Here is a 24,498-nt window from a genome sequence, read left to right on the forward strand (position 1 = left end):
ATCCGTTCGCACGCGCGCGCTCCCCTCCCTGACAAGGGAGAGGAGAAGAAGGCCCTATCGCCCTTGCAGGCCCGACCGCATCAAGGCTGGGTCGCGAGCAGCCATTCCTGCCGCAGCGTATCGACCGGCACCAGCTTGCCCGCCCGCTCGACCTGCCAGAAGGTCCAGCCGTTGCACGTCGGGGCACCCTGTACCAGCGACCCCAGCTTGTGGATCGATCCCGCCAGCCCGCAATCCGACGCCAGCGATCCGTCGGCCAGCACCGTCGCGCGCCACCGCCGCTTCGCATCGGTCAGCACGCTGCCCGGCGGCAGCAGGCCGTTCTCCACCAGCACGCCGAACGCCACGCGCGGCGGCCTGGTCGGCGCGCGCATCGCCCGGATCGCGGATTCGTCCAGCGGCAGCGCCGCCTCGATCCGCGCGGTCGCCGCCTCGACATAGGTCGCATCGCGCTCGATCCCGATGAAGCGCCGCCCCAGCCGCCGCGCGACCGCGCCGGTGGTGCCGGTGCCGAAGAACGGGTCGAGCACCACGTCGCCGGGCCTGGTCGAGGCGAGCAGCACGCGGTACAGCAGCGCCTCGGGCTTCTGCGTCGGATGCACCTTGGTCCCTTCCCGGCGCAGCCGCTCCTGCCCGCCGCAGATCGGGAATTCCCAGTCGGAACGCATCTGCAACTCGTCGTTCAGCGTCTTCATCTGGCGATAGTTGAAGGTGTAGCGCGCCTTTTCCCCCATCGACGCCCAGATCATCGTCTCATGCGCGTTGGTGAAGCGCGTCCCCTTGAAATTGGGCATCGGGTTCGACTTGCGCCACACGATGTCGTTCAGGATCCAGAAGCCGAGGTCCTGCACGGTCGCGCCGACGCGGTAGATGTTGTGATAGCTGCCGATGACCCAGATCGTGCCGTCGGGCTTCAGGAGGCGACGTGCTTCCGTGAGCCACGCCTTGGTGAACTTGTCATAGGCGGCGAAGCTGTCGAACTTGTCCCAGTCGTCGTCCACCGCATCGACCTGGCTGCCGTCGGGGCGCAGCAGGTCGCCGCCCAGTTGCAGGTTGTAGGGCGGATCGGCGAAGATGCAGTCGATCGACTTCGCCGGCAGCGACCGCATCGCATCGATGCAATCGTCCATCAGGATGCGGTCGAGCGGCAGGCTGACCGTCTTGGGCTCCCGGGTCCGGGTTTTCGTCGCGACCATCGTATTTTTCCCCTTACAGCCGGCTATTTCGGCGAATCCGCGAGTCGCGGTCAAGGGGGTGGGTTGACTCCTGGTGGAATCGGGAATCGCGATCACGGTCTTCCGATTCGCGACAAACCAGATATGGAGTCCGCGCCGCCACACGGGGCTCCATATCTGGTAGCAACTCCGTTCGTCGCAAATTTCCGAAGGGCTGACCGAAGCCCCGCCCGGTCGGCCCTTCGCAAGGTCAGACGCTCAGTTCGATCCAGTCCTGGTTGAGGACATGCGTCGATCCGGTGGTCAGTCGCTGGTGGCCGCGTTTGCCGCCGGTCGGCTTGGCCCACAACACCACGTCGCCGCGGTTCCACGTCCCGTTGCCCGGCAGTGCGTTCAGGAAGTTCGTGACCGTGACGTTGCCATAGGCGACGGTGTTCGTAGGGTCGCCGGGTTGCAGCGCATATTGCGCGACGCGCACGCCGGAACTGGCATCGACCGGTCCCGCCGGTCGCGTCTGCGCCGCGAACCCCATCACGCGGTCCCCCTGCACCCCGATGTAGTTTCCGCCGACCCACGGCACGTCGATGTAGCGATCATAGCTGCCGCTGCTGGTACCGATATAGACGCGCAGCATCTTCGGCCCGCGCCCGATATCAAGGAACAGCCGCGCCGCGCCGCCGCCCTCGACCATGTCGTACGACAGTTCGTTTGCGGTGGTGGAGCCGATCCGCCGCGGAAGATCGACCCACGCCACGACCCTGAAGAAATACTTGCCGGTGGGCAGCCCCCATCGACCGACGGCACTGTCGATCCCGCTTACCCCCGGTTGCAGCCCATAGGGGAACATATAAGTATCGCCCGACATCCGGCCGAGGGCCGGGTGCTCGCCGCTGATCAGCCAGCGATCGACGTCGTAGCGCGAGCGGACGCTGGCAAAATGACTGTACGCATCGAACACGGCGTCGCCTGTCTTGATCCCGGCCTTACCCACAGGCGAAGAGGAAATTCCACCAAGCAACGTCGCGCAGTAACAGTCTTCAATCTGCACGAAACCGCACCCCGTCTCGACGAACAGGTTCGTCTGGACGGTATCGTAAGCGAAATGTGGGGAACCATCTTCATAGGCAAACATCTGTCGTTCGAGCTTGACGTTGCTCGCTACCAAGCTACCCGCACCCGGTACTCGCAGGACGTTCAACGGCGTACAGGCGCGAACCAGATTTGCATGCATCCAGTAAACGTTGTCCGACGCGACGCCGTGCGTCCCGATGAAGCTGATCTTGCCACCCTCACCGTGAAAATTCGAGAAGCGAAGACTTGTGCAGGACACGAACTCGTGGTCGCCATTGATCCCGTTCAGGATACTTGCACCTCGCGCGGTGGCAACTTTCACCGCACGCGGTCGATTGATGCTGTCGGGGTTGTAGACGACATGCAACTGGTCGATGACCAGCCCGTCGCCAACGCGACGAACGGCGCCCAGATCGACGGCGAACTTGTCGCCGTCGGGCTGCCGGTTGACCACGCATTTGCGGACGGTCAGTTGGTCGAGATACAGCGAACCGGGCGAGCGGACCAGCGTCTGCAACCCGTGCGTGGCGATGTTCTCGAACGTCGAACTGTCGCCGACCTCGAACGCCGGAACCAGCGCCATGTCGCTCGTCTCGCTCGCCTTCAGGGCATGGATCACGAAATCGCGGTAATAGGCGTTCCCCAATCCCGGACCGACATTGGTACCCGACTGGACGATCAGATTGCCGTTGCCGTCGGTATTGATCGCGAACAGCGGATTGGCCGATCCGATGTCGGCATAGAAGCGGGCAGTGATGCCGGTACCCTGGATCGACGTACCATAGGGAATCTTTACCGCCGCATCGCCGATCAGATAACCGCCGCTGTACGTCGCCGTATTATATCCGCCGATGACCTCGACGATCTTGTTCTTGCCCGTGCCTTGGAAAAAGGCTTCCACCTGCGACGATCGATCGGGTCCGGTAATGTTGCCGCCGGTTACCGCATCGGCAGGTACACCCGTAAAGTCGGTCATGACGACACCCTCCTTGCGCTGATTTCCACTGCCGCTAACGGCCTGCCGGACTGCATCCGTTCCGGAGCGGTACGTCGGCATAGATCGCGTCAGGGAGTGTAGGAAAATAGTTTGTTCGCTATTTGTTCTTGATCAACTCTACGCCGTTCGGGCCGCCGGGGTCGCCGAGAACCTATAGCGCGAGCAGCGCCTGCGCGACCGGCGCGAAGCTGCGGCGGTGCAGCGGGGTCGGCCCGAGCGTGCGAAGTGCCGCCAGATGCACCGCCGCGCCATAGCCCTTGTTCGACGCCCAGCCATAGCCCGGCCAGTCCGCGTCCGCTGCGACCATCATCGCATCGCGCGTTTCCTTCGCGACGATCGACGCGGCGGCGATCGACAGGCTCAGCGCATCGCCCTTTACGATCGCCTGTGATGCATAGCGCCAGTCCGGACAGCGGTTGCCATCCACCAGCACCATCGCGGGTACAACCGGCAGCGCATCCACCGCGCGCTCCATCGCCAGCATCGATGCCCACAGGATGTTAAGCCGGTCGATCTCCTCGACGCTCGCCACCCCGACCCCCACCTGCGCACAGGCCAGCAGTTGCGCATGCAGCGCCGCGCGCCGCTTCGCCGACAGCGCCTTGCTGTCGTTCAGCCCCGGCGGCACGCGCGCCGGATCGAGGATCACCGCCGCCGCCACCACCGGCCCGGCCAGCGGCCCGCGCCCCGCCTCGTCCACGCCCGCCACCGGAGCGGGATAGCGCGCCTCATGCGCGAAGTCAGGCACTCCTGATCCGCCACGGCGGGAAACGCCGCATCTCGCCCGCCTCGTACAGGCACACCTCGTTCCCCGCCGGATCGAGCAGCCGCGCCTCGCGCCAGCCCCATGGCCGGTCGGTCGGCTCCTGCGTGAAGCCGAGGCCCTGTCCTTTCAGGAACGGCACGATCACGTCGAGATCGCCGACCTCGAAGAAGACGAGCGGCCGCCTGCGCTCCTCGGTCATCTCGATCGAGAAGGTCGCCCCGCCCTCGGTCTCGAACCGGGCATAGCGGCGGCTGGAGCGCACGATCTGCTTCAGGCCGAGCAGCCGGTAGAAATGCTCGCTCGCGCCCACATCGTCGGCGGGCACCGTCACCTGGTTCAGCATCGGCGCCCAGCGCGAGGGGTTGAGGTCGAGCCGCACCCCCTGCTGCGCCATCGGCCCCGCGCCCCTGCCCAGTTCCTCCGCGCCCAGCATCGCGATCCGCACGAAGCAGCGCGCACGCTCGATCGCCTCGGGCAAGGTCCATTCCTTGGCCAGTTCGCACGCGATCGCGGTGGACAGGGTGCAGCCGGTGCCGTGCGTCGCCATCCCGTCGATGCGCGGCGCGGACCATTCGACCAGCGGCGGCAGCCCCGCGCCGCTCTGGTGCAGCCGGTCGATCACCACCTCGCCCTCGCCGTGCCCGCCCTTTTCCAGCACCGCGCGCGCCTTCGCCAGCATCGCAGGCACGCCGCCCAGCGCCTTCGCCTCGGGCAGGTTGGGGGTGGTCAGCGTGGCCAGCCGCATCAGCCGCTCGAACGCGGCGATCGTCGCCTCGTCGGCCAGCCGCGCGCCGCTGGTCGCGATCATCACCGGATCGAACACCACCGGAATGCCCGGCAGCTCGGCCAGCTTGTCGGCCAGCGCATGGGCGGTACGCGCCGATCCGATCATCCCGATCTTGACCGCATCGACGCCGATGTCGCGCACCACCGCATCGATCTGCGCCATCACCATGTCGGTCGGCACGGCATGAACGGCATCGACCCCCAGCGTGTTCTGCGCGGTGATGGCGGTGACGGCGGTCGTGGCATGGACGCCCAGCATCGTCGCGGTCTTGATATCGGCCTGGATACCGGCCCCGCCGCCGGAATCGGAACCGGCGACGATCAGGATACGGGGGGTGGTCATGGAAGGCGCGTTAGCATCCCAAGCGCTACGATCAAGCTCCTCCCCGTTTACGGGGAGGGGGACCAGCGAAGCTGGTGGAGGGGGTTGGCCGCAACCGCTGCCGTTCCGTATGCGGCAGTCCCCCTCCACCACCGCTTCGCGGCGGTCCCCCTCCCCGTGCCGGGGAGGATCTTTACCTGCGCCGCACCGGGCGATCGACCAGTTCGCCCCGGCAGTTCGGGCACACCTCGTCCAGTTCGTCGGCGCATTCCGCGCAGAAGGTACACTCGTACGAGCAGATGAACGCCCCGTGCGCCTGCGGCGGCAGCGGCGCGTCGCACCGCTCGCATGCCGGTTTCATCGCCAGCATCAGGCCGCGACCTGCCGCACCGCGTCGCAGATGCGGTCGACCACCGCCTCCACCTGTCGCTTGTCGTCGCCTTCGGCCATCACCCGGATCACCGGCTCGGTCCCCGACGGACGCAGCACCAGCCGCCCGCGCCCGGCCAGTTCCGCCTCGACCCCCGCCACCACGTCCTTCACCCGCGGATCGTCGAGCGGCCTGCCGCCCGAGAACCGCACGTTCTTGAGCAGCTGCGGCAGGGGATCGAAGCGGTGCAGCACCTCGCTGGCGGGCGCCCCCGCGCGCTGGAGTTCGGCCAGCACCTGAAGCGCGGCGACCAGCCCGTCGCCGGTGGTCGCATAGTCGGACAGGATGATATGCCCCGACTGCTCGCCGCCGACATTATAGCCCGAGCCGCGCATCTTCTCGAGGACATGCCGGTCGCCCACGGCGGTCCGCACCAGCCCCAGCCCCTGCGCCGACAGATGCCGTTCCAGCCCGAGGTTCGACATGACGGTGGCGACCAGCCCGCCGCCCTTCAGCCGCCCGGCCCGCGCCCAGCCCGCCGCGATCGTCGCCATCAGCTGGTCGCCGTCGATCACCCGGCCCGCCTCGTCCACCACGATCAGCCGGTCGGCATCGCCGTCCAGCGCGATCCCGATCTGCGCGCCCGAGGCGACCACGGTTTCCGACAAAAGCTGCGGCGCGGTCGACCCCACCCGGTCGTTGATGTTCTTGCCGTTCGGAGTCACGCCGATCGCGATCACCTCCGCGCCCAGTTCCCACAGCGCCGAGGGGGCGACGTTGTACGCCGCACCGTTCGCGCAATCGATCACCAGCTTCATCCCGTCGAGCCGCATATTCTCCGGGAACGTCGATTTGGCGAAGTGGATATAGCGTCCGCGCGCGTCCTCGATCCGCTTGGCCCGGCCGATGTCGCCCGGCGCGGCCAGTTCGACCTCGCTGTCGATCAGCGCCTCGATCGCCAGTTCGGCCTCGTCCGACAGCTTGTACCCGTCCGGCCCGAACAGCTTGATGCCGTTGTCGTGGAACGGATTATGGCTGGCGGAGATCATCACGCCCAGATCGGCGCGCATCGACTGCGTCAGCAGCGCCACCGCCGGGGTCGGCATCGGCCCGACCAGCACCACGTCCATGCCGACCGCGGTGAACCCCGCGACCATCGCATTCTCGAGCATATAGCCCGACAGCCGCGTATCCTTGCCGATCACCACGCGGTGGCGATGATCGCCGCGGCGGAAGTGCGCGCCCGCCGCCATGCCGATCCGCATCGCCATCTCGGCGGTCATCGGCTTGCTGTTGGTCAGGCCACGGATACCGTCGGTGCCGAAATATTTCCTTGCCATCGTGCGCTACGCCTTCAGGTTGAGCCTTTGCGTGGCGACGCTACTACCGCCACTTTATCAAAAGGGCGAGCATGTCGCAGGCGACACGGATTTTGATCGGACTGGGCGCGGGACTGGCGCTCGGCATCGGGCTGGCGGCACAGGCGCCGGACGCGGCGGTATCGGGGATCGCGGTGGCCGAGCCGGTCGGCACCGCATGGCTGAACGCGCTGCGGATGACGATCGTGCCGCTGGTGGTGGCGCTGCTCATCACCGGCATCGCCCAGACGGCGGAGGCCGCGCGCGCCGGGCGGATCGCCACGCGCTCGCTGCTGCTGTTCGTCGCCATTCTGTGGACCTCCTCGGCGCTCGGCGCGCTCGTCACCCTCTCGCTGCTCGACCTGTTCCCGCTGGGCGACACGGCGGCGCAGGCGCTGCGTTCGACCTTCGGCAGCGCCGCGCCCGCGGACAAGGTGCCGCCGTTCACCGACTTCCTCGTCGCGATCGTGCCGACCAACCCGGTGTCGGCGGCGGCGAACGACCAGTTCCTGCCGCTGATCCTCTTCACCCTCGTGTTCGGCTTCGCACTGACCCGCCTGCCCTCCGATCCGCGCTCGTTTCTCGTCCGGCTGTTCCAGGCGATCGCCGACACGATGCTGATCGTCATCAACTGGGTGCTGTGGCTGGGGCCGGTCGGCGTGTTTGCGCTCGGCTATGTCGTCGGTGCGCGCGCGGGCACGGCGGCGTTCGGGGCGCTGGTCCATTATGTGCTGATCCTGATGAGCGTCGGGCTGTGCGTGTGGCTGCTCGCCTATCCGCTGGCGCGCTTCGGCGGGCGGGTGCCGATCGGGCGCTTCCTGAAGAGCACCGCCCCGGCGCAGGCGGTAGCGATCTCGACCCAGTCCTCGCTCGCCTCGCTGCCTGCGATGCTGAAAGGGTCGGGCGATCTGGGCGTGCCGGTTTCCACCTCGGGCGTGGTGCTGCCGATGGCGGTGGCGCTGTTTCGGGCCACGGGGCCGGCGATGAACCTCGGCGTCGCGCTGTATGTCGCGCATGTGTTCGGGGTGCCGCTGGGCGCCGGGCAGATCGCGGCGGGCATTGCGGCAGGCGCGATCACGACGATGGGCGCGGCCAGCCTGCCGGGGCAGATCAGCTTCGTCTCGTCGATCGCGCCGATCGCGGTGGCGATGGGCGTACCGGTCGAGCCGCTGGCACTGCTGGTCGCGGTGGAGACGCTGCCCGATATCGTGCGGACGCTCGGCAACGTCACGATGAACGTCGCGGTGACGGCGACGATCGGCGAGCGCGTCGGCGGCGGTGGGGCGAGCGAGGCCGACGCGATCCTGGCGGACGGCTAAATCCTCCCCGCTCGCGGGGAGGGGGACCATGCGCAGCATGGTGGAGGGGGGTGCCCGCATACGGAACGGTGGCGTTCGCGGCCCTCCCCCTCCACCATCGCCTTCGGCGACGGTCCCCCTCCCCGTGCCGGGGAGGATCGTGGGCGTTCCGTGCGCCGGAACGCCCCCCTCGCCCCCCTATTTCATCAGCACCAGTTCCTCGGCCATCGTCGGGTGCAGCGCCACCGTCTGGTCGAACGCCTCCTTGGTCAGCCCGGCCTTCACCGCGATCGCCGCCGCCTGCAATATCTCCGGCGCGTCCGGCCCGATCATGTGCAGCCCGACGATCTTGCCCGTCACGTCGTCGCAGATCATCTTGTACAGCGCGCGCTCGTTGCGGCCCGCCAGCACGTTCTTCATTGGGCGGAAGTCGGAGAGATAGACCTTCACCGACCCGAGCTTCGACTTGGCCTCGCCTTCGGTCATGCCGACGCCCGCCATCGGCGGATGGCTGAACACCGCCGAGGGGATGTTCTCGTAATCGACGGTCACGTCCTTGCCGCCATAGGTCCGGTCGGCGAACGCCTGCCCTTCGCGGATCGCGACCGGGGTCAGCTGCACGCGGTTGGTCACGTCGCCGACCGCATAGATCGACGGGCACGACGACTGCGCATCGTCGTTCACCTGCACCGCCCCCTTGGCGTCCAGCTCGACGCCTGCCGACTCCAGTCCCAGCCCGTCGGTATTGGGCACGCGCCCGGTGGCGAACATCACCATGTCCACCGTCACCGGCTCATGGTTCGACATCTTCACCGTCAGGCAGCCGTCGTCGCCCTTCTCGATCCCCTCGAACTCCGCATGGAAGCGGAACTCGATCCCCTTGGTCATCGAGATCTGCAACAGCCGGTCGCGGATCGATTCGTCATAGCCGCGCAGGATCACGTCGGTGCGGTTGATGAGGATGACGTGCGCGCCGAACTGGTGGAACACGCCCGCGAACTCGTTGGCGATATAGCCCGCACCCGCGATCAGCACCCGCTTGGGGATGGCGTCGAGATGGAACGCCTCGTTCGAGGTGATGCCATGCTCCGCGCCGGGGCAGGACGGCACGGCGGGACGCGCACCGACCGCGATCAGGATGCGTTCGGCAGTGACTTCGCGGCCGCTCGCCAGCTTCACCGAATGCGGCCCGGTGACGGTCGCGCGCTCGTGGATGATCTCGACCCCGTGGTTCTCCAGCGTGCTGGTGTACGCGCCGTTGATCCGGTCGACTTCCTTCAGCACATTGTCGCGGAGCCGCTCCCAGCTGAAATGGCACTGCGACGGCACGTCCCAGCCGAACGCATTGGCATCGCGCAGATCCTCGGCGAAATGCGCGCCGTACACCAGCAGCTTCTTGGGCACGCAGCCGCGGATGACGCAGGTGCCGCCGACGCGATATTCCTCCGCCACCGCCACCTTCGCGCCATAGGCCGCCGAGACGCGGGCGGCGCGGGTGCCGCCCGATCCGGCGCCGATGACGAACAGGTCGTAGTCGTAATCGCTCATGCAAGGCCCGCCCGTGCCAGAAGATCGTTGGTCGACGCATCGAACGTCTGACCGCCGCGATCGGCTGCCTTGGCCATTTCCTTGCCCAGCTCCACGCCGAACTGGTCGAACGGATTGATCCCGAGCAGCGCCGCGTTCACGAACGTCCGCGCCTCGTAGAAGGCGATCAGCGCGCCCAGCGTGCGCGCGTCCAGATCGGCGAGCAGGATCGTCGACGACGGGCGATCCCCGGCATAGGCGCGCGCCGGATCGTCGTTGGTCTTGCCCGCCATCAGCGCCGCGCCCTGCGCCAGCGCGTTGAGCAGCAGCTGCCGGTGATGCGCCGGGTCGAGCACGTCGCCCGCCTCGATCACCGCCACGAATTCCAGCGGCACGATGCGCGTGCCCTGGTGCAGCAGCTGGAACACCGCATGCTGCGCATCGGTGCCGACCCCGCCCCAGGTGATCGCCGCCGAATTGCGCCCCAGCGGCTCGCCTGCCGCCGTCACCGACTTGCCGTTCGACTCCATCTCCAGCTGCTGGAGATAGGACGGCAGCAGCCGCAGCCGCTCGTCATAGGCGAAGGTCGCGCGCGTCTCGCAGCCCTTGACCTGCGAATAATAGAGGTCGGCGAAGGCGGCGAGCACGGGGGCGTTGTGATTCACGTCGGTCAGGCGGAAATGGCGGTCCATCTCCGCCGCGCCCTCCAGCAGCTCCTCATAGGCCTGATATCCCAGCGCCAGCGCGAAGGGGAAGCCGAGCGTCGACCACAAGGAATAGCGCCCGCCGACCGATTCGGCGAAGGGCAGCACCCGCGTTTCGTCCACGCCCCATTCCACCGCGCGGTCGGGCGCGGCGGTCAGCGCGATGACGCGACCGAACGGGTCCTCGACCCCGCCCTCGCGCATCCATGCCAGCGCCGAACCCGCGTTCAGCATCGTCTCGGTGGTGGTGAAGGTCTTGGAGGCGACGACCAGCAGCGTGGCGGCGGGATCGAAGTCCTTGACCGCTTCCTCCATCGCCACGCCGTCGACGTTGGACACGATCGCCACGTCATATTTGTTCTCGTCGCGGCCCAGCGCATCGAAGATCAGGTCCGGCCCCAGCGCCGACCCGCCGATGCCGACGTGCAGGATATGGCGCACCGGACCGAACGCATCGGCCTCGATCGCGTCGATCAGGGCGCGCATCCGTGCCTGGAAGCCGCGTGCCTGTGCGACATCCGCCGCCGATCCCTCGCCGCGCTCGGCGGTGTGGGTCGCGGCGCGCCCCTCGGTCGGGTTGACCACCGCGCCCGAGTACAGCGCGTCGCGCTTGGCCGACAGTTCCATCGTCGTGGCGAGGCCTGCAAAGGCGTCGAGCGCCGCGTCGTCCAGATGCGTCTTGGCGAAGTCGAAATGGATGCCGCCGACATCGACGGTCAGCTTCGCCAGCCGGTCGGCGTCATTCGCGAACAGGTCGGTCAGCTTCGTCTGCGGAAGTCCCTCGATCGCCGTCCAGTCGTGCATCGCCATACTATCCCTCGTCATGCCGTGTCTTGCGTTCTCCCCGGCCCTAGGACCGATACCGGGGGCAGGTCCAGCGTCTAACTGCAAGCATCCCGCTTGACGCACCCCGCCCGCCCCAAGCATGGACGCTTCCATGGCACTCGATCCCGCCCCCGCGACTCCCGCAACCGCACCCGCCAAACCGAAGCGTTCGGAGGGGGCGGACCTGCTGCTGTTCCTGCTGAAGCTGGCGATCGTGGTGTTCGTGATCCGCTCGTTCCTGTTCTCGCCCTTCTCGATTCCCTCCGGGTCGATGCAGCCGCGGCTGCTGATCGGCGACTATCTGTTCATCACCAAGTGGAACTACGGCTATTCGCGCCACTCGCTGCCGTGGAGCATGCCGCTGATCCCCGGGCGCATCCTGCCGCGCACGCCCGCGCGCGGCGACGTGGTGGTGTTCAAGGCGCCGCCGACCGCCAGACAGGATTACATCAAGCGCGTGATCGGCATTCCCGGCGATACGATCCAGATGCGCGGCGGCCAGCTGTTCCTGAACGGTACCGCCGTGCCGAAGCAGCGCATCGCCGATTTCGTCGTGCCGGTGTCGCCCAACACCGACTGCATGGAGGAATTCCGCCGCGTCGTCGCCGAGCGTCCGGTCTGCGCCTATCCGCAGTTCCGTGAGACGCTGCCCGGCGGCAAGAGCTACAACGTGCTCGACCTCGGCACGACCGAGGCGGACGACACCGGCGTGTTCACCGTGCCCGCCGGTCACGCCTTCCTGATGGGCGACAACCGCGACGACAGCGCCGACAGCCGCTTCCCCGCGCGCGAAGGCGGCGGGATCGGCATCGTGCCGCTCGAGAATATCGAGGGCAAGGCGGTGGTGAACTTCTTCTCGACCGACGGTTCGGCCAACTGGCTGCTGCCGTGGACGTGGGTGAGCGCCGCGCGCTGGGGCCGGATCGGGGAAACCTTCTGAGCGGCGCGCTGGACGGCTGGGTCGCGGCGGCGCTGGGCCGCGCGCCGACCCGGATCGACGATTATGCCCGCGCGCTGACGCACGGCAGCACCGCGGCGGCGACCTATGAACGGCTCGAGTTCCTCGGCGACCGGGTGCTCGGCCTCGCCGTCGCCGAATGGCTCTACGAACGCTTTCCCGCGGAGAGCGAGGGCGCGCTGTCCAAACGGTTCAACGCGCTCGTCACCGGCGCGGTCTGTGCCGAGATCGCGCGCGGGATCGGCGTCGTGCCGCACCTGAAGCTCGGCAAACAGGCGCGCGACGACGGCGCGGGCGACAGCGACAATGTGCTGGGCGACGTGATGGAGGCGCTGATCGGCGCCTTCTATCTCGACCACGGCCATGCCGCCGCGACCGAACTGGTCCGGCGGCTGTGGGCGGGGCGGATCGATGCGCAGCTAAAGGTGCCGCGCCACCCCAAATCCGCGCTGCAGGAATGGGCCGCCGCGCACAACCGCCGCGCGCCCGAATATGTGATCGTCGACAAGTCCGGCCCCGGCCACGCGCCGCGCTTCACCGTGCGCGTGACGATCGGCAAGCTGGCGGCGGTCGAGGCGACCGGCACGTCGAAGCAGGAAGCGGAGACGGCGGCGGCCAAGGCGTTGCTGGCGCAATTGGGGGGCTGATCCCTCGCGTCAGTGCGGGGCCAGCCCCAGTTCTACCCCGGTCTTGTCGTGCAGCGCGAAGCGATCGATCAGGTCGGCGCTCGCCCGGTCGTATCCGACCACCTCGACATGCCGCCCCTCGCGCCGCAGCCGCGCGACGATCTTGTCAAGCGCGCCGACGCCGGAAATGTCCCAGAAGCGCGCCGCCGACCCGTCGATCCGCACCTCCCGCGCATCGTCGGCCCCGGCGAACGCGCCGGTGAAGCGATCGACCGACGCGAAGAAGATTTCGCCGCTGACGCGGTAGGTCGCCCGTGCACCGTCGGCGGACAGATCGCGCTCGACCGCGAACATCCGCCGGACCTTGCCGGCGAAGAAGATGCCCGACAGCAGCACCCCGGCCAGCACGCCGAGCGACAGGTCGCGGGTCGCGACGACGACGACCACCGTCGTCAGCATCACGATCGACGAGGTCGGCGGATGCCGCCTGAGGTTCAGGATCGAGTTCCAGCTGAACGTCCCGATCGACACCATCACCATGACGGCGACCAGCGCGGGCATCGGCACCCGCCCGACCCACGGCCCAAGCACCGCGAGCAGGAACAGCAGGAACGCGCCCGCGACGAAGGTCGACAGCCGCGTCCGCCCGCCCGAGGTGACGTTGATGACCGACTGGCCGATCATCGCACACCCGCCCATGCCGCCCAGCAGTGCGGCGACGATGTTCGCCCCGCCCTGCCCGGCGCACTCCTGCCGCTTGTCGCTGTCGCTATCGGTCAGGTCGTCGACGATCTGCGCGGTCAGCAGCGATTCGAGCAGCCCGACAGCCGCCATCGTCACCGCATAGGGCAGGATGATGCGCAGCGTCTCCAGCGTCAGCGGCACCTTGGGCCATGCGAAGGCGGGCAGCCCCTCGGGCAAGCGCCCCATGTCGCCGACGGTATGGACCGGCACGCCGAAACCGATGGCGATCGCGCTGAGCACGAGGATCGCGACCAGCGGCGAGGGCACCGCCCGCGTGATGCGCGGAACGCCGTAGATGATCGCCAGCCCGCCCGCGACCATCGCATAGGTCTGCCAACCGACGCCGGTCAGTTGGGGCAGCTGCGCCACGAAGATCAGGATCGCCAATGCGTTGACGAAGCCCGTGATGACCGACCGCGACACGAACTGCATCAGCAGGTCGAGCCGCAGCAGCCCGGCGGCGATCTGGATCAGCCCCATCAGGATCGTCGCGGCGAACAGATATTCGACGCCATGCTCGCGCACCAGCGGGCCGACGAGGACCGCGACGGCGGCGGTCGCGGCGGAGATCATGCCGGGCCGCCCGCCGATCAGCGCGATGGTGACGGCGATCGCGACCGATGCGTACAGCCCGACGCGCGGATCGACCCCGGCGATGATAGAAAAGCCGATCGCCTCGGGGATCAGCGCCAGCGCGACGACGATGCCCGCCAACACGTCGCGGCGGGCGGTCGCGCCGTCGGTGAACCACTGGCGGCGGTAGGATGCGAAATCGAATGACATGGAAATTCCACAACAGGGCACGCGGCACCGCCCCATGGGGCGGTACGCAGAGGAAACGGGTGCGTGTTGTTGTCCGGCGGATCGGCGGCCGGAATAGCCACCCGGAGTTTCACCGGGTCCTTGCGAATGGCCGCGCCATACGGCGCCGCGCGATCCAAGGCAACCCGCACGACCCTCGCGGGTTGTCAGCGCCATGACCGCCGCCCCCTTCTCCCGCGCCCTGCCGATCCTGTTCGCGCTGCTCCAGATCGCGACGCCGACGCTGCCGTTCCTCGGCATCGGGCGACCGATCGGGGAACAGTCGGATGCGGTGCGCACGCTCGTTACCCCGGCGGGCTGGGCGTTCTCGATCTGGGGCGTGCTGTATTTCGGGTCGCTGGTGTTCGCGGTGGTGCAGGCACTGCCCGCGCGCCGCGACGATCCGCTGTTCGCGCCGCTGCGGCTGCCCGCGGCGGGCGCGTTCCTCGGCAATGCGCTATGGGCGGCCTATACCCAGGTCTATGGCCTCGCGCTGCCGTCGGTGGTCATCATCCTGTTCACGCTCGCCTGCCTGCTGTCCTGCTACCGCGGTTTCGCGCACCGGCCCCACCCCTTTACCCCGGTACAGCGCTGGGGCGCGATGGTGCCGCTCAGCGCACTGGCAAGCTGGCTGACCGTCGCCTCGATCGTCAACATCGCCGCCACGCTGCGCTTCTACGGGGTCGACGGCGGATCGATCACCCCCGGCATCGCGGCGGGGGTGCTGATCGTCGGCGGGCTGATCGCCGCCGTCGCGATCGTCCGGGGCAACGGCAACCTGCCCTATGCGGTCGTGTTCCTGTGGGCGCTGTCCGCCATCTATGCGGCGGGCGGGCAGCAGGCGGGGGCGGTCGCCTTTGCCGTGGCGCTGGCGGCAGCGCTGGTGATCTCTGCCGTAGCGCTGGCGCTGCTGCGCCGGGCGGAGGCGCGCGGCACGCCCGCGCTGCGCTGAACCGAACTACAGCCCGAAACGGAAGCCGTAGCCGATCCCGAGCGTGAACTGCGTCCGCCGCCCGCGCTCGCGTACCAGCGGCGAATCCCCCGCCGGGCCCGCCAGCCGGTCCAGCCCGGTGAACAGCGTCACCGCCTGTCGCCGGTCGATCGGGCGCACCACGCTGCCGCCGACGCCGTACGACACCAGCCCGCCGCCGGGCGCATAGCGCGCGAGCCCGGTACGCGCCGACTGGCCCGCATCGATCCCGAAGTAGGTCCGCTGGAAATTCCCGCTCGCGGCGGTCAGGCGCGGACCGATGCTGAACGCCGTGCGCCCCTGTCGCACGCGCCATGCCGCCGAGGCGTCGCCCACCAGCCCCCGATGCCCGCCGAAGCCCTGCCGCACCTCGCCGCGCAGCCGCCACGGGCCCAGCGTCTTCTCGACGAAGCCGCCCGCCTCGCCCGCCGCCCTGATATTGCCCATGCCTTCCAGCGCGTCGCTGCCGCCCGCGATCAGGAACGGCGATCCGCCGTCGCGCTCGTCCCGGCCGAAGCGGATCTTGACGAGCGGCCCGGCGCGCCAGCCGTCGGCGTTCACCGCGTTCCAGCCGATCCCGTCCGGCACCGACGCGAACAGCACGTCGCCGTAGTTGACGCGCAGGTCGGGAAAGATCGACAGCGCCATGTCGCGCGATCCCTGCCACGCGGGGCTCAGCACCGGGGCCGCGCCGATCGTCACGCTCCAGCCTTCGGGGGCGGCAGGGCGACCGGTCCCGCGCGGGGGTGCATCCTGTGCCCATGCCGGGCCCGCGATGAACCCACCCAGCAGCATCGCCGTCATCACCCGCATCGCATCCTCCCGTCGCTCAGACCTGGGTGGCCCGCGACGGCGACCGGCGTCAACCCCGCGGGAACAGGCGCAATTCGATCCGCCACCAGCCGATCGCCCACAGCGTCCCGAACAGCCACCCCGCCGCCACGTCGCTCGGCCAGTGGACGCCCAGATACACCCGGCTCATCCCGATCAGCAGCACCAGCAGGCAGGCAGCGCCGACCGTCACCGCCCGCGTCGCGCGATGCCGCAGCATCGGCAGCACCAGCAGCGCGATCGTCAGATAGACGATGGCCGAATGCGCCGCATGGCCGCTCGGGAAGCTGGCGGAGGTCTCGTCCATCATGTGCGGCACGATGTCGGGGCGGGCGCGGTGGACGAAGGCCTTGAGCAGGCTGTTGGCCCAGCAACCCAGCCCGGTCGCCGCGACCACGAGCAGCGCCGCGCGCCACCGCCGCGCACCGGCCAGCATCGCGGCGACGAGCGCCACCGCCATGGTCAGCACCGTCGCACCGCCGAGCGCGGTCACGTCGCGTACGGCGGAAGCGAACTTCGCCGATCCCACCGGCACCCCGTCGGCATGGCGCAGCGCGAGGATCAGATGCCGGTCGAGCGCGAACACCGCCCCCGCGCGGACATCGACGGCCAGCAGCACCAGCACGACGGCGACGCCGATCAACAGCAGGCGAAGCGCCATGGCGGCAGCCTCCGGCAAGGGGAAATGGTGAGCCCGTCGGGATTCGAACCCGAGACCTACAGATTAAAAGTCCGTTGCTCTACCAACTGAGCTACGGGCCCATCCCGAACCCGGCCCCCTAAGCCCGCGGGCGGGGCTGGTCAAGCAGGCGGCGCAGCTGCGCGATCGTCCGCCCGCTCACCGGATCGCGCCAGTCGGGCGCGATGGCCGCAAAGGGCCGCAGCACGAAGTCGCGCTCGCGGAACGCGACATGCGGCACCACCAGCCCGGGCGAGCGCCAGCACCCCCCGCCCCACGCGACGATGTCGAGGTCGATCACCCGGCTGCCCCAGCGCCGCCCCCGCCTGCGCCCGAAGCGACGTTCGACCGCCTTCAGCCGCCGCAACAGCGCATCGGGCCGAAGCGGGCTGTCGAGCAACACGACGGTATTGGCGTAGCGGCGCAGCGAGGGGCCGAGCGGCGCGCTGGCGAGGATCGGCGCGACCGCGCGCACGCCCTCCAGCGTGGCGATCGCGGCACGGACTTCGGCGACCGGCGCGCCGTGCCGCCCGCGCCGGTTCGATCCGATGGCGATGGCATAGGTTGAGGTCGTCACCGCCCGCGCCTATCGCCTGCCGATGGAAACCGCCACCCCCGCCGCCCCGCCGCGTGACTGCCCGCGCTGCCCCCGCCTCGTCACCCTCCGCGAAGCCTTGCGCGAAGAACATCCCAACTGGTGGAACGCGCCCGTCCCGCCTTTGGGCGATGTCGACCCATGGCTCGCGATCGTCGGCCTCGCGCCGGGATTGCAGGGGGCGAACCGCACCGGTCGCCCCTTTACCGGCGACCGGTCGGGGCCGCTGTTCTGGGACACGCTGGTCGCGGCGGGGCTGGCGGACGGCAGCTATACCGGCCGCGCCGAGGACGGCCCGGTCCCGCGCGGCATCGCCGTCGTCAACGCAGTGCGCTGCCTGCCGCCCGAGAACCGGCCGACGCCCGAGGAAATCCGCACCTGCCGCCCGTTCCTCGACGCCGATCTGGCCGCGATGCCGTCGCTGCGGGTCGTCGTCGCGCTGGGGGCCATCGCGCACCAGTCGGCGGTGAAGGTGCTGGGCGGACGGCTGCCCAAGGCGCGCTTCGCCCATCTGGCGGAACACCGGATGCCGGGCGGGGTAGTGCTGATCGACAGCTATCACTGCTCGCGCTACAACCAGAACACCGGGCGGCTGACGCCTGAGATGTTCGCCGCCGTCTTCGCCCGCGCGATCGAACTGCGCGGTGAACCCATGATTCCGCTTGTACCCGCCGTGGCCGACGATAGCGTGGCCGTCTTGAACGAGGGGGATGACGCCTGATGTACCGCCGCCATTTCGTCGCGCTGATGGCGCTGGCACCGCTTGCGCGCGCGATCCCCGCCGTCGCGCAATCCGGGGCGGCGGGCGACTTCGCCCGGCTGTCGGCGCGCTATCTGGACGGCATGGCGAAGCTGCATCCGGGCTATGCCACCGCGCTCGGCAACCACGCGCATGACGGGGAAGTCGAGGACCTGTCGGCGGCGGGGCGCGCGCGCGATGCCGCCTTCCTGCGTGCGACGCTGGACGAACTGGGGCGGATCGATCGCAGCGCCCTGTCGCGCGACGATCAGGTCGATGCCGCGCTGCTCGACAACGACCTGCGCTATCAGCTGTGGACGCTGGAGGTGCTGCAACCCTTCGCGTGGGACCCGCAGGGGGCGAACGGCACCATCTCGGGCGGGCTGTATGCGCTGGCGGCGCGCGACTTCGCGCCCTGGCCCGACCGGCTGCGCTCGGCGACGCTGCGCATGGAACAGGTGCCCGCGATGTACGCGCAGATGCGCGAGAGCATCGTGCCCGCGCGGGTGCCCGCGATCTTCGCCACCACGGTCGCCAAGCAGAACGGCGGCATCCTCCAGATCGTCGACACGATGCTGGCACCCCATAAGGACGGCCTGTCGCGCGCCGACCGGGCGCGATTCGACCGGGCGGTGGAGACGCTGCGCGGCGCGGTGGCCGAACAGCAGCGCTGGCTCGACACGGTGCTGGTCCCCGCCGCCGGGGGCGATTTCCGGCTGGGCGCGGCGCTGTACGACCAGAAGCTGAAGTTCGCGCTCGTCTCGCCGCTGTCGCGTGCCGAGATCAAGGCGCGCGCCACCCGCGCGGCGAGCGAAACCCGCGCCGAGATGTACGATCTCGCCCGCCGGGTGTTGCGCGGTCGCCCCGGCGCACCCGCCACCCCGCCCCGCCCGACCCCGGCCCAGCAGCAGAAGGCGATCGAGGCGGCGCTGGAGATGACCTATGCCCGCCGCCCCACCCGGTCGCAGGTCATGCCCAAGGCGCGCGCGACGCTGGCCACCGCGACCGCCTTCGTCCGCGAGAAGAAGCTGGTGCGCGTGCCCGCCACCCCGGTCGAGATCATCGAGATGCCCAAGTTCCAGCAGGGCGTCGCCGTCGCCTATTGCGACAGTCCGGGGCCGCTCGAAAAGCATCTCGGCACCTTCTACGCCGTCTCGCCGATCCCGGCGGACTGGACCGATGCGCAGGCGACCTCGTTCCTGCGCGAATACAACGACTATATGCTCCACGACCTGTCGATTCACGAGGCGATGCCGGGGCATTACCTCCAGATCGCGCACAGCAACGAGAACCGGTCGGTGCTGCGCGCCGTGCTGTCGTCGGGGCCGTTCGTCGAGGGCTGGGCGGTCTATGCCGAGCGGCTGATGGCCGATGCCGATTATCTCGACGGCGATCCGCTGTTCAAGCTGACCGTCCTCAAGATGCGGATGCGATCGATCACCAACGCGCTGCTCGATATCGGCATCCATACCGAGGGGCTGTCGGAGGCGAGCGCGATGGACATGATGATGCGCGGCGCGTTCCAGCAGGAGCGCGAGGCGGCGGGCAAATGGACCCGCGCGCGGCTGGGATCGACCCAGTTGCCGAGCTATTTCGTCGGCTACAGCGAGCATATGGACCTGCGCCGCGAGGCAGAGCGGCGCGCGGGCGCGAAGTTCGACCTGATGCGCTACAACGACGCGGTGATCTCCCACGGCTCTCCGCCGGTGCGCTATGTGCGGGCGCTGATGTTCGGCGAGGCGATCGCCTGATATCCTCCCCGGCACGGGGAGGGGGACCATGCGCAGCATGGTGGAGGGGGTTGCCCGCGAACGCAATCGTCGCGTCTGCGGATACCCCCCTCCACCATCGCCTTCGGCGACGGTCCCCCTCCCCGTGCCGGGGAGGATTTTACCGCGCTACGAACGCCGCGCGATATTCGGGCTTCACCGCGCGCAGCACCGCTGCCGTCACCGGCAGCGTCGTCTCATACTGCCCCTCGGCGTACGAGCCGACGAGATACTGGTCGGCGATCACCCCGATCCGGTCGAACGCGCGCCCGTTGGACGATCCGAGCAGCACCGTCACGTCCTTGATCGCTGGACACTTGCCGAACATCTGGTCTGCCCCCACGCCCACCCGGCGCTTGCGTTCGGCAACCATCCATTTGCACCACGCGGGCATCACCGCCGCCTGTAGCGCCGCGTTCGACACGAACAGCGCCCTGGGGTCCAGCCGCCGCCCGGCACGCTTGTCCCAGACCATGCCGCCCGAGGCCGTCCCGCCATGCGCACCGCCGGTATAGGTATAGAGCTGCGACGACAGGCTCAGGAAGCGCGGCGTGTCCGTCACCAGCTTCCATTCGCGCTGCGTCTCGTACTTGCGGAACGGGAAACCGCCGCGCTTCGCCTCCTGCCGATCCTCCGCGGCATCGCGCGCGGTGGCGGTACGCAGCCTCGCCTTGTCCGCCTCCAGCCACGCCTTCAGCGGTGCGATGCGCGCGGCCTGCGGCGGATAGCGGTAGGTGAAGTCATAGTCCGCCGTGCCCTGCGCCGCCGCCGGGGCCGCCAGCGCCGCTACCAACACCATCGCCGTCATCCGCATCAACGGTACCTCCTGCAACCATGGCTATGCCGGGGCGGCTGTACCGGCGATGACCGGACGGGTCAGTCGGCGAACAGCAGCACCGGCGTTTCGATCAGCCGCTTCAACGCCTGAACATAGCTGGCGGCGTCATGCCCATCCACGACGCGGTGATCGCAGCTGATCGACAGGTTCATCAGCTTGGCCTTGACGATCTCCTCACCGCCGCCCGCCCGCGCGCGGAACACCGGGCGCTCGACGATGCGGTTGGGGCCGATGATCGCCACTTCGGGGCGGTTGATGACCGGCGTGGTGGCGATCCCGCCGAGCGGCCCCAGCGAGGTGATGGTGATCGTGCCGCCCGACAGTTCCTCGGACTTCGCCTTGCCGGTGCGCGCGGCATCGGCCAGCCGGACGATCTCGCTCGCCAGCATCCACGGGTTCATGTCCTGCGCGTCACGGATGACGGGCACCATCAGCCCGGCATCGGTCTGCGTCGCCATGCCGAGATGCACCCGGCCCGACCGCGTTACCACGCCCGCCTCGTCGTCGTAGCGCGCGTTCAGCATCGGGAAGTCGGGCAGCGTGCGACAGATCGCGACGATCAGCAGCGGCAGCATCGTCAGCTTCGGGCGACTGCCCCGTGCCGCGTTCAGGTCGGCGCGCATCGCCTCCAGCGCGGTGACGTCGATCTCCTCGACATAGGTGAAGTGCGGGATGTGGCGCTTGGCGGCGGCCATGTTCTCGGCGATGCGGCGGCGCATGCCGATGACCTTCACCGTCTCGTCGGGGCGCGCACGGCTGGCGTTGGCGGCATGATAGCCCTGCGCGTTGCCGTAGCGGAGATAGGCGTCGAGATCGGCGTGGCGGACGTGCGGGCCGTCGTGGCGGACCGAGGCGAGGTCGATTCCGAGGTCTTTCGCACGCTGGCGCACGGCGGGCGAGGCAAGGACTCTATGATCCTCCCCGGCACGGGGAGGGGGACCGTCCGGCGCAGCCGGATGGTGGAGGGGGTGCGCCTCCTGCGGCACCGGTCGGGAGGATACGGCGGGTGGTGCGTCCGGCTGCGCTCCCCCTCCACCATGCTGCGCATGGTCCCCCTCCCCGTCCCGGGGAGGATTTTGCGGTTCCGTCTCGGGAGAGGCTGCGCCCTCCTCCACGCCCAGATTCTCCGCCTCGACCCGCTCCGGTTCGGCGGGCTGCACCACCTCTTCCGCCGTCTCGATCACCACCAGCGTCGATCCGATCGCGATCTGGTCGCCCGGTTCGCCCGCCAGTTCGACGACGGTGCCCGCGACCGGGGTTTCCATCTCGACGGTGGCCTTGTCGGTCATCATGTCGGCGAGCCGACCATCCTCCTCGACGCGGTCGCCCACGGCGACATGCCATGCGACGATCTCGGCCTCGGAAATGCCTTCGCCGATGTCGGGCAGGCGGAAAGAGAAACGTGCCATGGCGGTTCAGTCCTGCATGATCTTCTTGAGCGCCTGTCCGATGCGGACCGGCCCCGGGAAATAGGCCCATTCGAGGCTGTGCGGGTACGGCGTGTCGAACCCGGTCACGCGCTCGATCGGCGCCTCGAGATGGTGGAAGCAGCGCTCCTGCACCAGCGCCGACAGTTCGGCACCGAAGCCGCCGGTGCGCGTCGCTTCGTGCACGATCATGCAGCGCCCGGTCTTTCTGACCGACGCCTCGATCGCGTCGATGTCGAGCGGCACCAGCGTGCGCAGGTCGAGGATTTCGGCATCCACGCCCGCCGCCTCGACGGTCGCCTGCGCGACATGGACCATCGTGCCATAGGTGAGGATCGTCAGGTCTTGCCCCTCGCGCACGACCTTCGCCTTGCCCAGTTCGATGCGGTAATAATCCTCCGGCACATCGCCGCCCGCATGCTTCGACCAGTTCTGCGCCGGGCGGTCCCAGTTGCCGTCGAACGGGCCGTTGTAGATGCGCTTGGGCTCGAAGAAGAGCACCGGGTCGTTATCCTCGATCGCGGCGATCAGCAGCCCCTTGGCGTCATAGGGCGTCGAGGGGATCACCGTCTTGATGCCCGACACATGGGTGAAGATGCCCTCCGGCGACTGCGAATGGGTCTGCCCGCCGAAGATGCCGCCGCCGAACGGCGAGCGCACCGTGATCGGCGCGGTGAATTCCCCGCCCGAGCGATAGCGCAGCCGTGCCGCCTCGCTGACCAGCTGGTCGAGCGCGGGGTAGATATAGTCGGCGAACTGGATTTCGGGCACCGGGCGCAGGCCGTATGCCCCCATCCCCACCGCGACGCCGATGATGCCGCATTCGGTGATCGGCGTGTCGAACACCCGCGTCTTGCCGTATTTCGACTGGAGCCCCGCGGTCGCGCGGAACACGCCGCCGAAATAGCCGACGTCCTCGCCCATCACGACGACGCCCGCGTCGCGCGCCATCATCACGTCCATCGCGGAATTGATCGCCTGGATCATGTTCATCCGCGCCATGTCAGTGGCCCTCCTTGCGCGCCCAGGGTCGGCCGGAGGCATCCTCCTCGGCCAGCATCTGCGCCTGCTGTTCCCGCAGGTGCCACGGCATGTCCTCGAACACGCCGTCGAACAGCGTGTCGAGCGGCTGATGCAGTCCGTGGCCGAGGATGCCGTTGGCCTCCGCTTCCTTCTGCGCCGCACGCACCTGCTCCGCGACCTCGCGATCCATCGCCGCGTGCTGTTCGTCATCCCATTCGCCGATCGCCACCAGATGCGCCTTGAGCCGCGCAATCGGATCGCCCAGCGGCCATGCGGTCGGCTCGCCCGCCGAGCGATACTGGCTGGGATCGTCGGAGGTGGAGTGCCCCTCGGCACGATAGGTGAAATGCTCGATCAGCGTCGGCCCGGCGTTCAACCGCGCACGCTCCGCGGCCCAGGCGGTGGCGGCATAGACCGCCAGCGCGTCATTGCCGTCGACGCGCAGGCCCGCGATGCCATAGCCGATCGCGCGCGCGGCAAAGGTCGTCGCCTCCGCGCCTGCGAAGCCGGAGAAGCTGCTGATCGCCCACTGGTTGTTGACCACGTTGAAGATCACCGGCGCGCGGTACACGGTGGCGAAGGTCAGCGCGGAGTGGAAGTCGCCCTCCGCCGTGCTGCCCTCGCCGCACCACGTCGCGGCGATGCGCGTGTCGCCCTTCGACGCCGACGCCATCGCCCAGCCGACCGCCTGCGGATATTGCGTGGTCAGATTGCCCGAGATCGAGAAGAACCCATGGTCCTTCGCCGAATACATGATCGGCAGCTGCTTGCCCTGCAACTTGTCGCCGCGGTTCGAGTAGATCTGGTTCATCATCTCGGTGAGCGGATAGTCGCGCGCGATCAGGATACCCTGCTGGCGATAGCTGGGAAAGGTCATGTCGTCGCGGTCGAGCGCCATGGTGCCCGCGACCGCGATCGCCTCCTCGCCGGTGCACTTCATGTAGAAGCTGGTCTTGCCCTGCCGCTGCGCGCGGAACATCCGTTCGTCGAACGCGCGGACCATCGCCATGTGGCGCAGCATCCGCCGCAGCGTGTCGGGCGACAGGCGCGGGTTCCACGGACCGACCGCCTGCCCCTGCTCGTCGAGCACCCGGACCAGCGTATAGGCCAGATCATGGAAGCTGTCGGGCTGCGCCGCGGTATCCGGGCGGGGCTGTGCCCCTGCGGCAGGCACCCGCACATCGGCGAAGTCCACCGTGTCGCCGGGGCGGAACTTCGGCTCGGGCACGTGCAGCGCCAGGCGCGGCAGGTTGGGGCGACGTTCGCCGGTCATGCACTCTCCATGTACCCTGCGTCGCC

Annotated in this window: 22 protein-coding genes, 1 tRNA gene and 1 other annotated feature; of the genes, 6 read left to right on the forward strand and 17 right to left on the reverse strand. The window is 68.8% G+C overall.

Going from position 1 to position 24,498, the window contains the following annotated elements; translation table 11 throughout:
* Positions 1-80: 80 nt before the first annotated feature.
* From ABLE43_RS07400 to glmM, 6 genes are all read right to left on the reverse strand, one after another.
* Positions 81-1,196 (reverse strand): site-specific DNA-methyltransferase, encoded by a 1,116-nt coding sequence (locus ABLE43_RS07400; protein ID WP_348977843.1) that lies wholly within the window; start codon positions 1,194-1,196, stop codon positions 81-83.
* Positions 1,197-1,425: 229 nt separating this feature from the next.
* Complete coding sequence (locus tag ABLE43_RS07405) at positions 1,426-3,222, reverse strand: hypothetical protein (RefSeq protein ID WP_348977844.1); 1,797 nt, start codon at positions 3,220-3,222, stop codon at positions 1,426-1,428.
* A 172-nt stretch (positions 3,223-3,394) separates the two neighbouring features.
* On the reverse strand, positions 3,395-3,991 hold the full coding sequence (locus ABLE43_RS07410; protein ID WP_348977845.1) for a ribonuclease HII: 597 nt from the start codon (positions 3,989-3,991) through the stop codon (positions 3,395-3,397).
* Positions 3,984-5,138: a bifunctional hydroxymethylpyrimidine kinase/phosphomethylpyrimidine kinase gene (gene thiD, locus ABLE43_RS07415; RefSeq protein WP_348977846.1), complete on the reverse strand. Its 1,155-nt coding sequence runs from the start codon at positions 5,136-5,138 to the stop codon at positions 3,984-3,986. The genes ABLE43_RS07410 and thiD overlap by 8 nt, the downstream gene beginning before the upstream one ends.
* 172 nt (positions 5,139-5,310) lie before the next feature.
* The gene (locus tag ABLE43_RS07420; RefSeq protein WP_348977847.1) at positions 5,311-5,487 is read right to left on the reverse strand and encodes a DUF1272 domain-containing protein; all 177 of its coding nucleotides are present in this window, start codon (positions 5,485-5,487) and stop codon (positions 5,311-5,313) included.
* Positions 5,487-6,827, reverse strand: coding sequence for a phosphoglucosamine mutase (gene glmM, locus ABLE43_RS07425; protein ID WP_348977848.1), 1,341 nt, complete (start codon positions 6,825-6,827; stop codon positions 5,487-5,489). Before glmM ends, ABLE43_RS07420 begins: the two co-directional genes overlap by 1 nt.
* Positions 6,828-6,898: 71 nt before the next feature.
* Here glmM and ABLE43_RS07430 point away from each other — a divergent pair, with 71 nt between their 5' ends.
* Positions 6,899-8,164 (forward strand): dicarboxylate/amino acid:cation symporter, encoded by a 1,266-nt coding sequence (locus ABLE43_RS07430; protein ID WP_348977849.1) that lies wholly within the window; start codon positions 6,899-6,901, stop codon positions 8,162-8,164.
* Between the two features lie 177 nt (positions 8,165-8,341).
* Here ABLE43_RS07430 and gorA read toward each other — a convergent pair whose 3' ends face one another.
* Together gorA and pgi are read right to left on the reverse strand one after the other, a co-directional pair.
* Positions 8,342-9,691, reverse strand: coding sequence for a glutathione-disulfide reductase (gene gorA, locus ABLE43_RS07435; protein ID WP_348977850.1), 1,350 nt, complete (start codon positions 9,689-9,691; stop codon positions 8,342-8,344).
* On the reverse strand, positions 9,688-11,199 hold the full coding sequence (gene pgi, locus ABLE43_RS07440; RefSeq protein ID WP_425475238.1) for a glucose-6-phosphate isomerase: 1,512 nt from the start codon (positions 11,197-11,199) through the stop codon (positions 9,688-9,690). Before pgi ends, gorA begins: the two co-directional genes overlap by 4 nt.
* 112 nt (positions 11,200-11,311) lie before the next feature.
* Between pgi and lepB the strand changes: the two genes are divergently transcribed.
* Entirely contained in the window at positions 11,312-12,139 is an 828-nt protein-coding gene (gene lepB, locus ABLE43_RS07445; RefSeq protein WP_348977851.1) for a signal peptidase I, read from the forward strand.
* Entirely contained in the window at positions 12,094-12,804 is a 711-nt protein-coding gene (gene rnc, locus ABLE43_RS07450; protein WP_348977919.1) for a ribonuclease III, read from the forward strand. The genes lepB and rnc overlap by 46 nt, the downstream gene beginning before the upstream one ends.
* A gap of 9 nt (positions 12,805-12,813) precedes the next feature.
* Here the strand turns inward: rnc and ABLE43_RS07455 are convergent, their stop codons facing one another.
* Positions 12,814-14,310: a SulP family inorganic anion transporter gene (locus ABLE43_RS07455; protein WP_348977852.1), complete on the reverse strand. Its 1,497-nt coding sequence runs from the start codon at positions 14,308-14,310 to the stop codon at positions 12,814-12,816.
* 67 nt (positions 14,311-14,377) lie between these two features.
* Positions 14,378-14,433: a sequence feature (sul1 is cis-regulatory element that is thought to sense ions involved in sulfur or methionine metabolism; They are found in Alphaproteobacteria), on the reverse strand.
* Between the two features lie 70 nt (positions 14,434-14,503).
* On the opposite strand from ABLE43_RS07455, the gene ABLE43_RS07460 reads away from it, so the two are divergent.
* A complete protein-coding gene (locus ABLE43_RS07460) occupies positions 14,504-15,280 on the forward strand; it encodes a hypothetical protein (protein WP_348977853.1) in 777 nt (258 codons plus the stop codon).
* Between the two features lie 6 nt (positions 15,281-15,286).
* On the opposite strand, the gene ABLE43_RS07465 is transcribed toward ABLE43_RS07460, so the two are convergent.
* From ABLE43_RS07465 to folK, 4 genes are all read right to left on the reverse strand, one after another.
* Complete coding sequence (locus ABLE43_RS07465; protein WP_348977854.1) at positions 15,287-16,111, reverse strand: MipA/OmpV family protein; 825 nt, start codon at positions 16,109-16,111, stop codon at positions 15,287-15,289.
* 49 nt (positions 16,112-16,160) lie between these two features.
* Positions 16,161-16,790, reverse strand: coding sequence for a phosphatase PAP2 family protein (locus ABLE43_RS07470; RefSeq protein ID WP_348977855.1), 630 nt, complete (start codon positions 16,788-16,790; stop codon positions 16,161-16,163).
* A gap of 25 nt (positions 16,791-16,815) precedes the next feature.
* Positions 16,816-16,891, reverse strand: a tRNA-Lys gene (locus ABLE43_RS07475).
* Positions 16,892-16,908: 17 nt separating this feature from the next.
* Entirely contained in the window at positions 16,909-17,385 is a 477-nt protein-coding gene (folK, locus tag ABLE43_RS07480) for a 2-amino-4-hydroxy-6-hydroxymethyldihydropteridine diphosphokinase (RefSeq protein WP_348977856.1), read from the reverse strand.
* 22 nt (positions 17,386-17,407) lie between these two features.
* Here folK and ABLE43_RS07485 point away from each other — a divergent pair, with 22 nt between their 5' ends.
* Both ABLE43_RS07485 and ABLE43_RS07490 read left to right on the forward strand, forming a co-directional pair.
* Positions 17,408-18,124, forward strand: a complete 717-nt coding sequence (locus ABLE43_RS07485; RefSeq protein ID WP_348977857.1) for a uracil-DNA glycosylase — start codon at positions 17,408-17,410, stop codon at positions 18,122-18,124.
* Complete coding sequence (locus ABLE43_RS07490; protein WP_348977858.1) at positions 18,124-19,893, forward strand: DUF885 domain-containing protein; 1,770 nt, start codon at positions 18,124-18,126, stop codon at positions 19,891-19,893. The genes ABLE43_RS07485 and ABLE43_RS07490 overlap by 1 nt, the downstream gene beginning before the upstream one ends.
* Before the next feature lie 139 nt (positions 19,894-20,032).
* Here ABLE43_RS07490 and ABLE43_RS07495 read toward each other — a convergent pair whose 3' ends face one another.
* From ABLE43_RS07495 to ABLE43_RS07510, 4 genes are all read right to left on the reverse strand, one after another.
* On the reverse strand, positions 20,033-20,725 hold the full coding sequence (locus tag ABLE43_RS07495) for a DUF4163 domain-containing protein (protein ID WP_348977920.1): 693 nt from the start codon (positions 20,723-20,725) through the stop codon (positions 20,033-20,035).
* A 62-nt stretch (positions 20,726-20,787) separates the two neighbouring features.
* The gene (locus ABLE43_RS07500) at positions 20,788-22,158 is read right to left on the reverse strand and encodes a dihydrolipoamide acetyltransferase family protein (protein WP_348977859.1); all 1,371 of its coding nucleotides are present in this window, start codon (positions 22,156-22,158) and stop codon (positions 20,788-20,790) included.
* Between the two features lie 6 nt (positions 22,159-22,164).
* Positions 22,165-23,169: an alpha-ketoacid dehydrogenase subunit beta gene (locus tag ABLE43_RS07505; protein ID WP_348977921.1), complete on the reverse strand. Its 1,005-nt coding sequence runs from the start codon at positions 23,167-23,169 to the stop codon at positions 22,165-22,167.
* Between the two features lie 10 nt (positions 23,170-23,179).
* Entirely contained in the window at positions 23,180-24,472 is a 1,293-nt protein-coding gene (locus tag ABLE43_RS07510) for a 3-methyl-2-oxobutanoate dehydrogenase (2-methylpropanoyl-transferring) subunit alpha (RefSeq protein ID WP_348977860.1), read from the reverse strand.
* Positions 24,473-24,498 lie beyond the last annotated feature (26 nt).

The organism is Sphingomonas silueang (genome assembly GCF_040049155.1).
Lineage (GTDB): Bacteria > Pseudomonadota > Alphaproteobacteria > Sphingomonadales > Sphingomonadaceae > Sphingomonas > Sphingomonas silueang.

What these genes read in the sequence shown, in the direction of transcription:
- ABLE43_RS07400 (WP_348977843.1), bottom strand. Translation starts at nt 1,196, where the DNA reads ATGGTCGCGACGAAAACCCGGACCCGGGAGCCCAAGACGGTCAGCCTG.
- ABLE43_RS07405 (WP_348977844.1), bottom strand. Translation starts at nt 3,222, where the DNA reads ATGACCGACTTTACGGGTGTACCTGCCGATGCGGTAACCGGCGGCAAC.
- thiD (WP_348977846.1), bottom strand. Translation starts at nt 5,138, where the DNA reads ATGACCACCCCCCGTATCCTGATCGTCGCCGGTTCCGATTCCGGCGGC.
- ABLE43_RS07420 (WP_348977847.1), bottom strand. Translation starts at nt 5,487, where the DNA reads ATGCTGGCGATGAAACCGGCATGCGAGCGGTGCGACGCGCCGCTGCCG.
- glmM (WP_348977848.1), bottom strand. Translation starts at nt 6,827, where the DNA reads ATGGCAAGGAAATATTTCGGCACCGACGGTATCCGTGGCCTGACCAAC.
- ABLE43_RS07430 (WP_348977849.1), top strand. Translation starts at nt 6,899, where the DNA reads ATGTCGCAGGCGACACGGATTTTGATCGGACTGGGCGCGGGACTGGCG.
- gorA (WP_348977850.1), bottom strand. Translation starts at nt 9,691, where the DNA reads ATGAGCGATTACGACTACGACCTGTTCGTCATCGGCGCCGGATCGGGC.
- pgi (WP_425475238.1), bottom strand. Translation starts at nt 11,199, where the DNA reads ATGACGAGGGATAGTATGGCGATGCACGACTGGACGGCGATCGAGGGA.
- lepB (WP_348977851.1), top strand. Translation starts at nt 11,312, where the DNA reads ATGGCACTCGATCCCGCCCCCGCGACTCCCGCAACCGCACCCGCCAAA.
- ABLE43_RS07455 (WP_348977852.1), bottom strand. Translation starts at nt 14,310, where the DNA reads ATGTCATTCGATTTCGCATCCTACCGCCGCCAGTGGTTCACCGACGGC.
- ABLE43_RS07460 (WP_348977853.1), top strand. Translation starts at nt 14,504, where the DNA reads ATGACCGCCGCCCCCTTCTCCCGCGCCCTGCCGATCCTGTTCGCGCTG.
- ABLE43_RS07465 (WP_348977854.1), bottom strand. Translation starts at nt 16,111, where the DNA reads ATGCGGGTGATGACGGCGATGCTGCTGGGTGGGTTCATCGCGGGCCCG.
- ABLE43_RS07470 (WP_348977855.1), bottom strand. Translation starts at nt 16,790, where the DNA reads ATGGCGCTTCGCCTGCTGTTGATCGGCGTCGCCGTCGTGCTGGTGCTG.
- ABLE43_RS07485 (WP_348977857.1), top strand. Translation starts at nt 17,408, where the DNA reads ATGGAAACCGCCACCCCCGCCGCCCCGCCGCGTGACTGCCCGCGCTGC.
- ABLE43_RS07490 (WP_348977858.1), top strand. Translation starts at nt 18,124, where the DNA reads ATGTACCGCCGCCATTTCGTCGCGCTGATGGCGCTGGCACCGCTTGCG.
- ABLE43_RS07495 (WP_348977920.1), bottom strand. Translation starts at nt 20,725, where the DNA reads ATGCGGATGACGGCGATGGTGTTGGTAGCGGCGCTGGCGGCCCCGGCG.
- ABLE43_RS07500 (WP_348977859.1), bottom strand. Translation starts at nt 22,158, where the DNA reads ATGGCACGTTTCTCTTTCCGCCTGCCCGACATCGGCGAAGGCATTTCC.
- ABLE43_RS07505 (WP_348977921.1), bottom strand. Translation starts at nt 23,169, where the DNA reads ATGAACATGATCCAGGCGATCAATTCCGCGATGGACGTGATGATGGCG.
- ABLE43_RS07510 (WP_348977860.1), bottom strand. Translation starts at nt 24,472, where the DNA reads ATGACCGGCGAACGTCGCCCCAACCTGCCGCGCCTGGCGCTGCACGTG.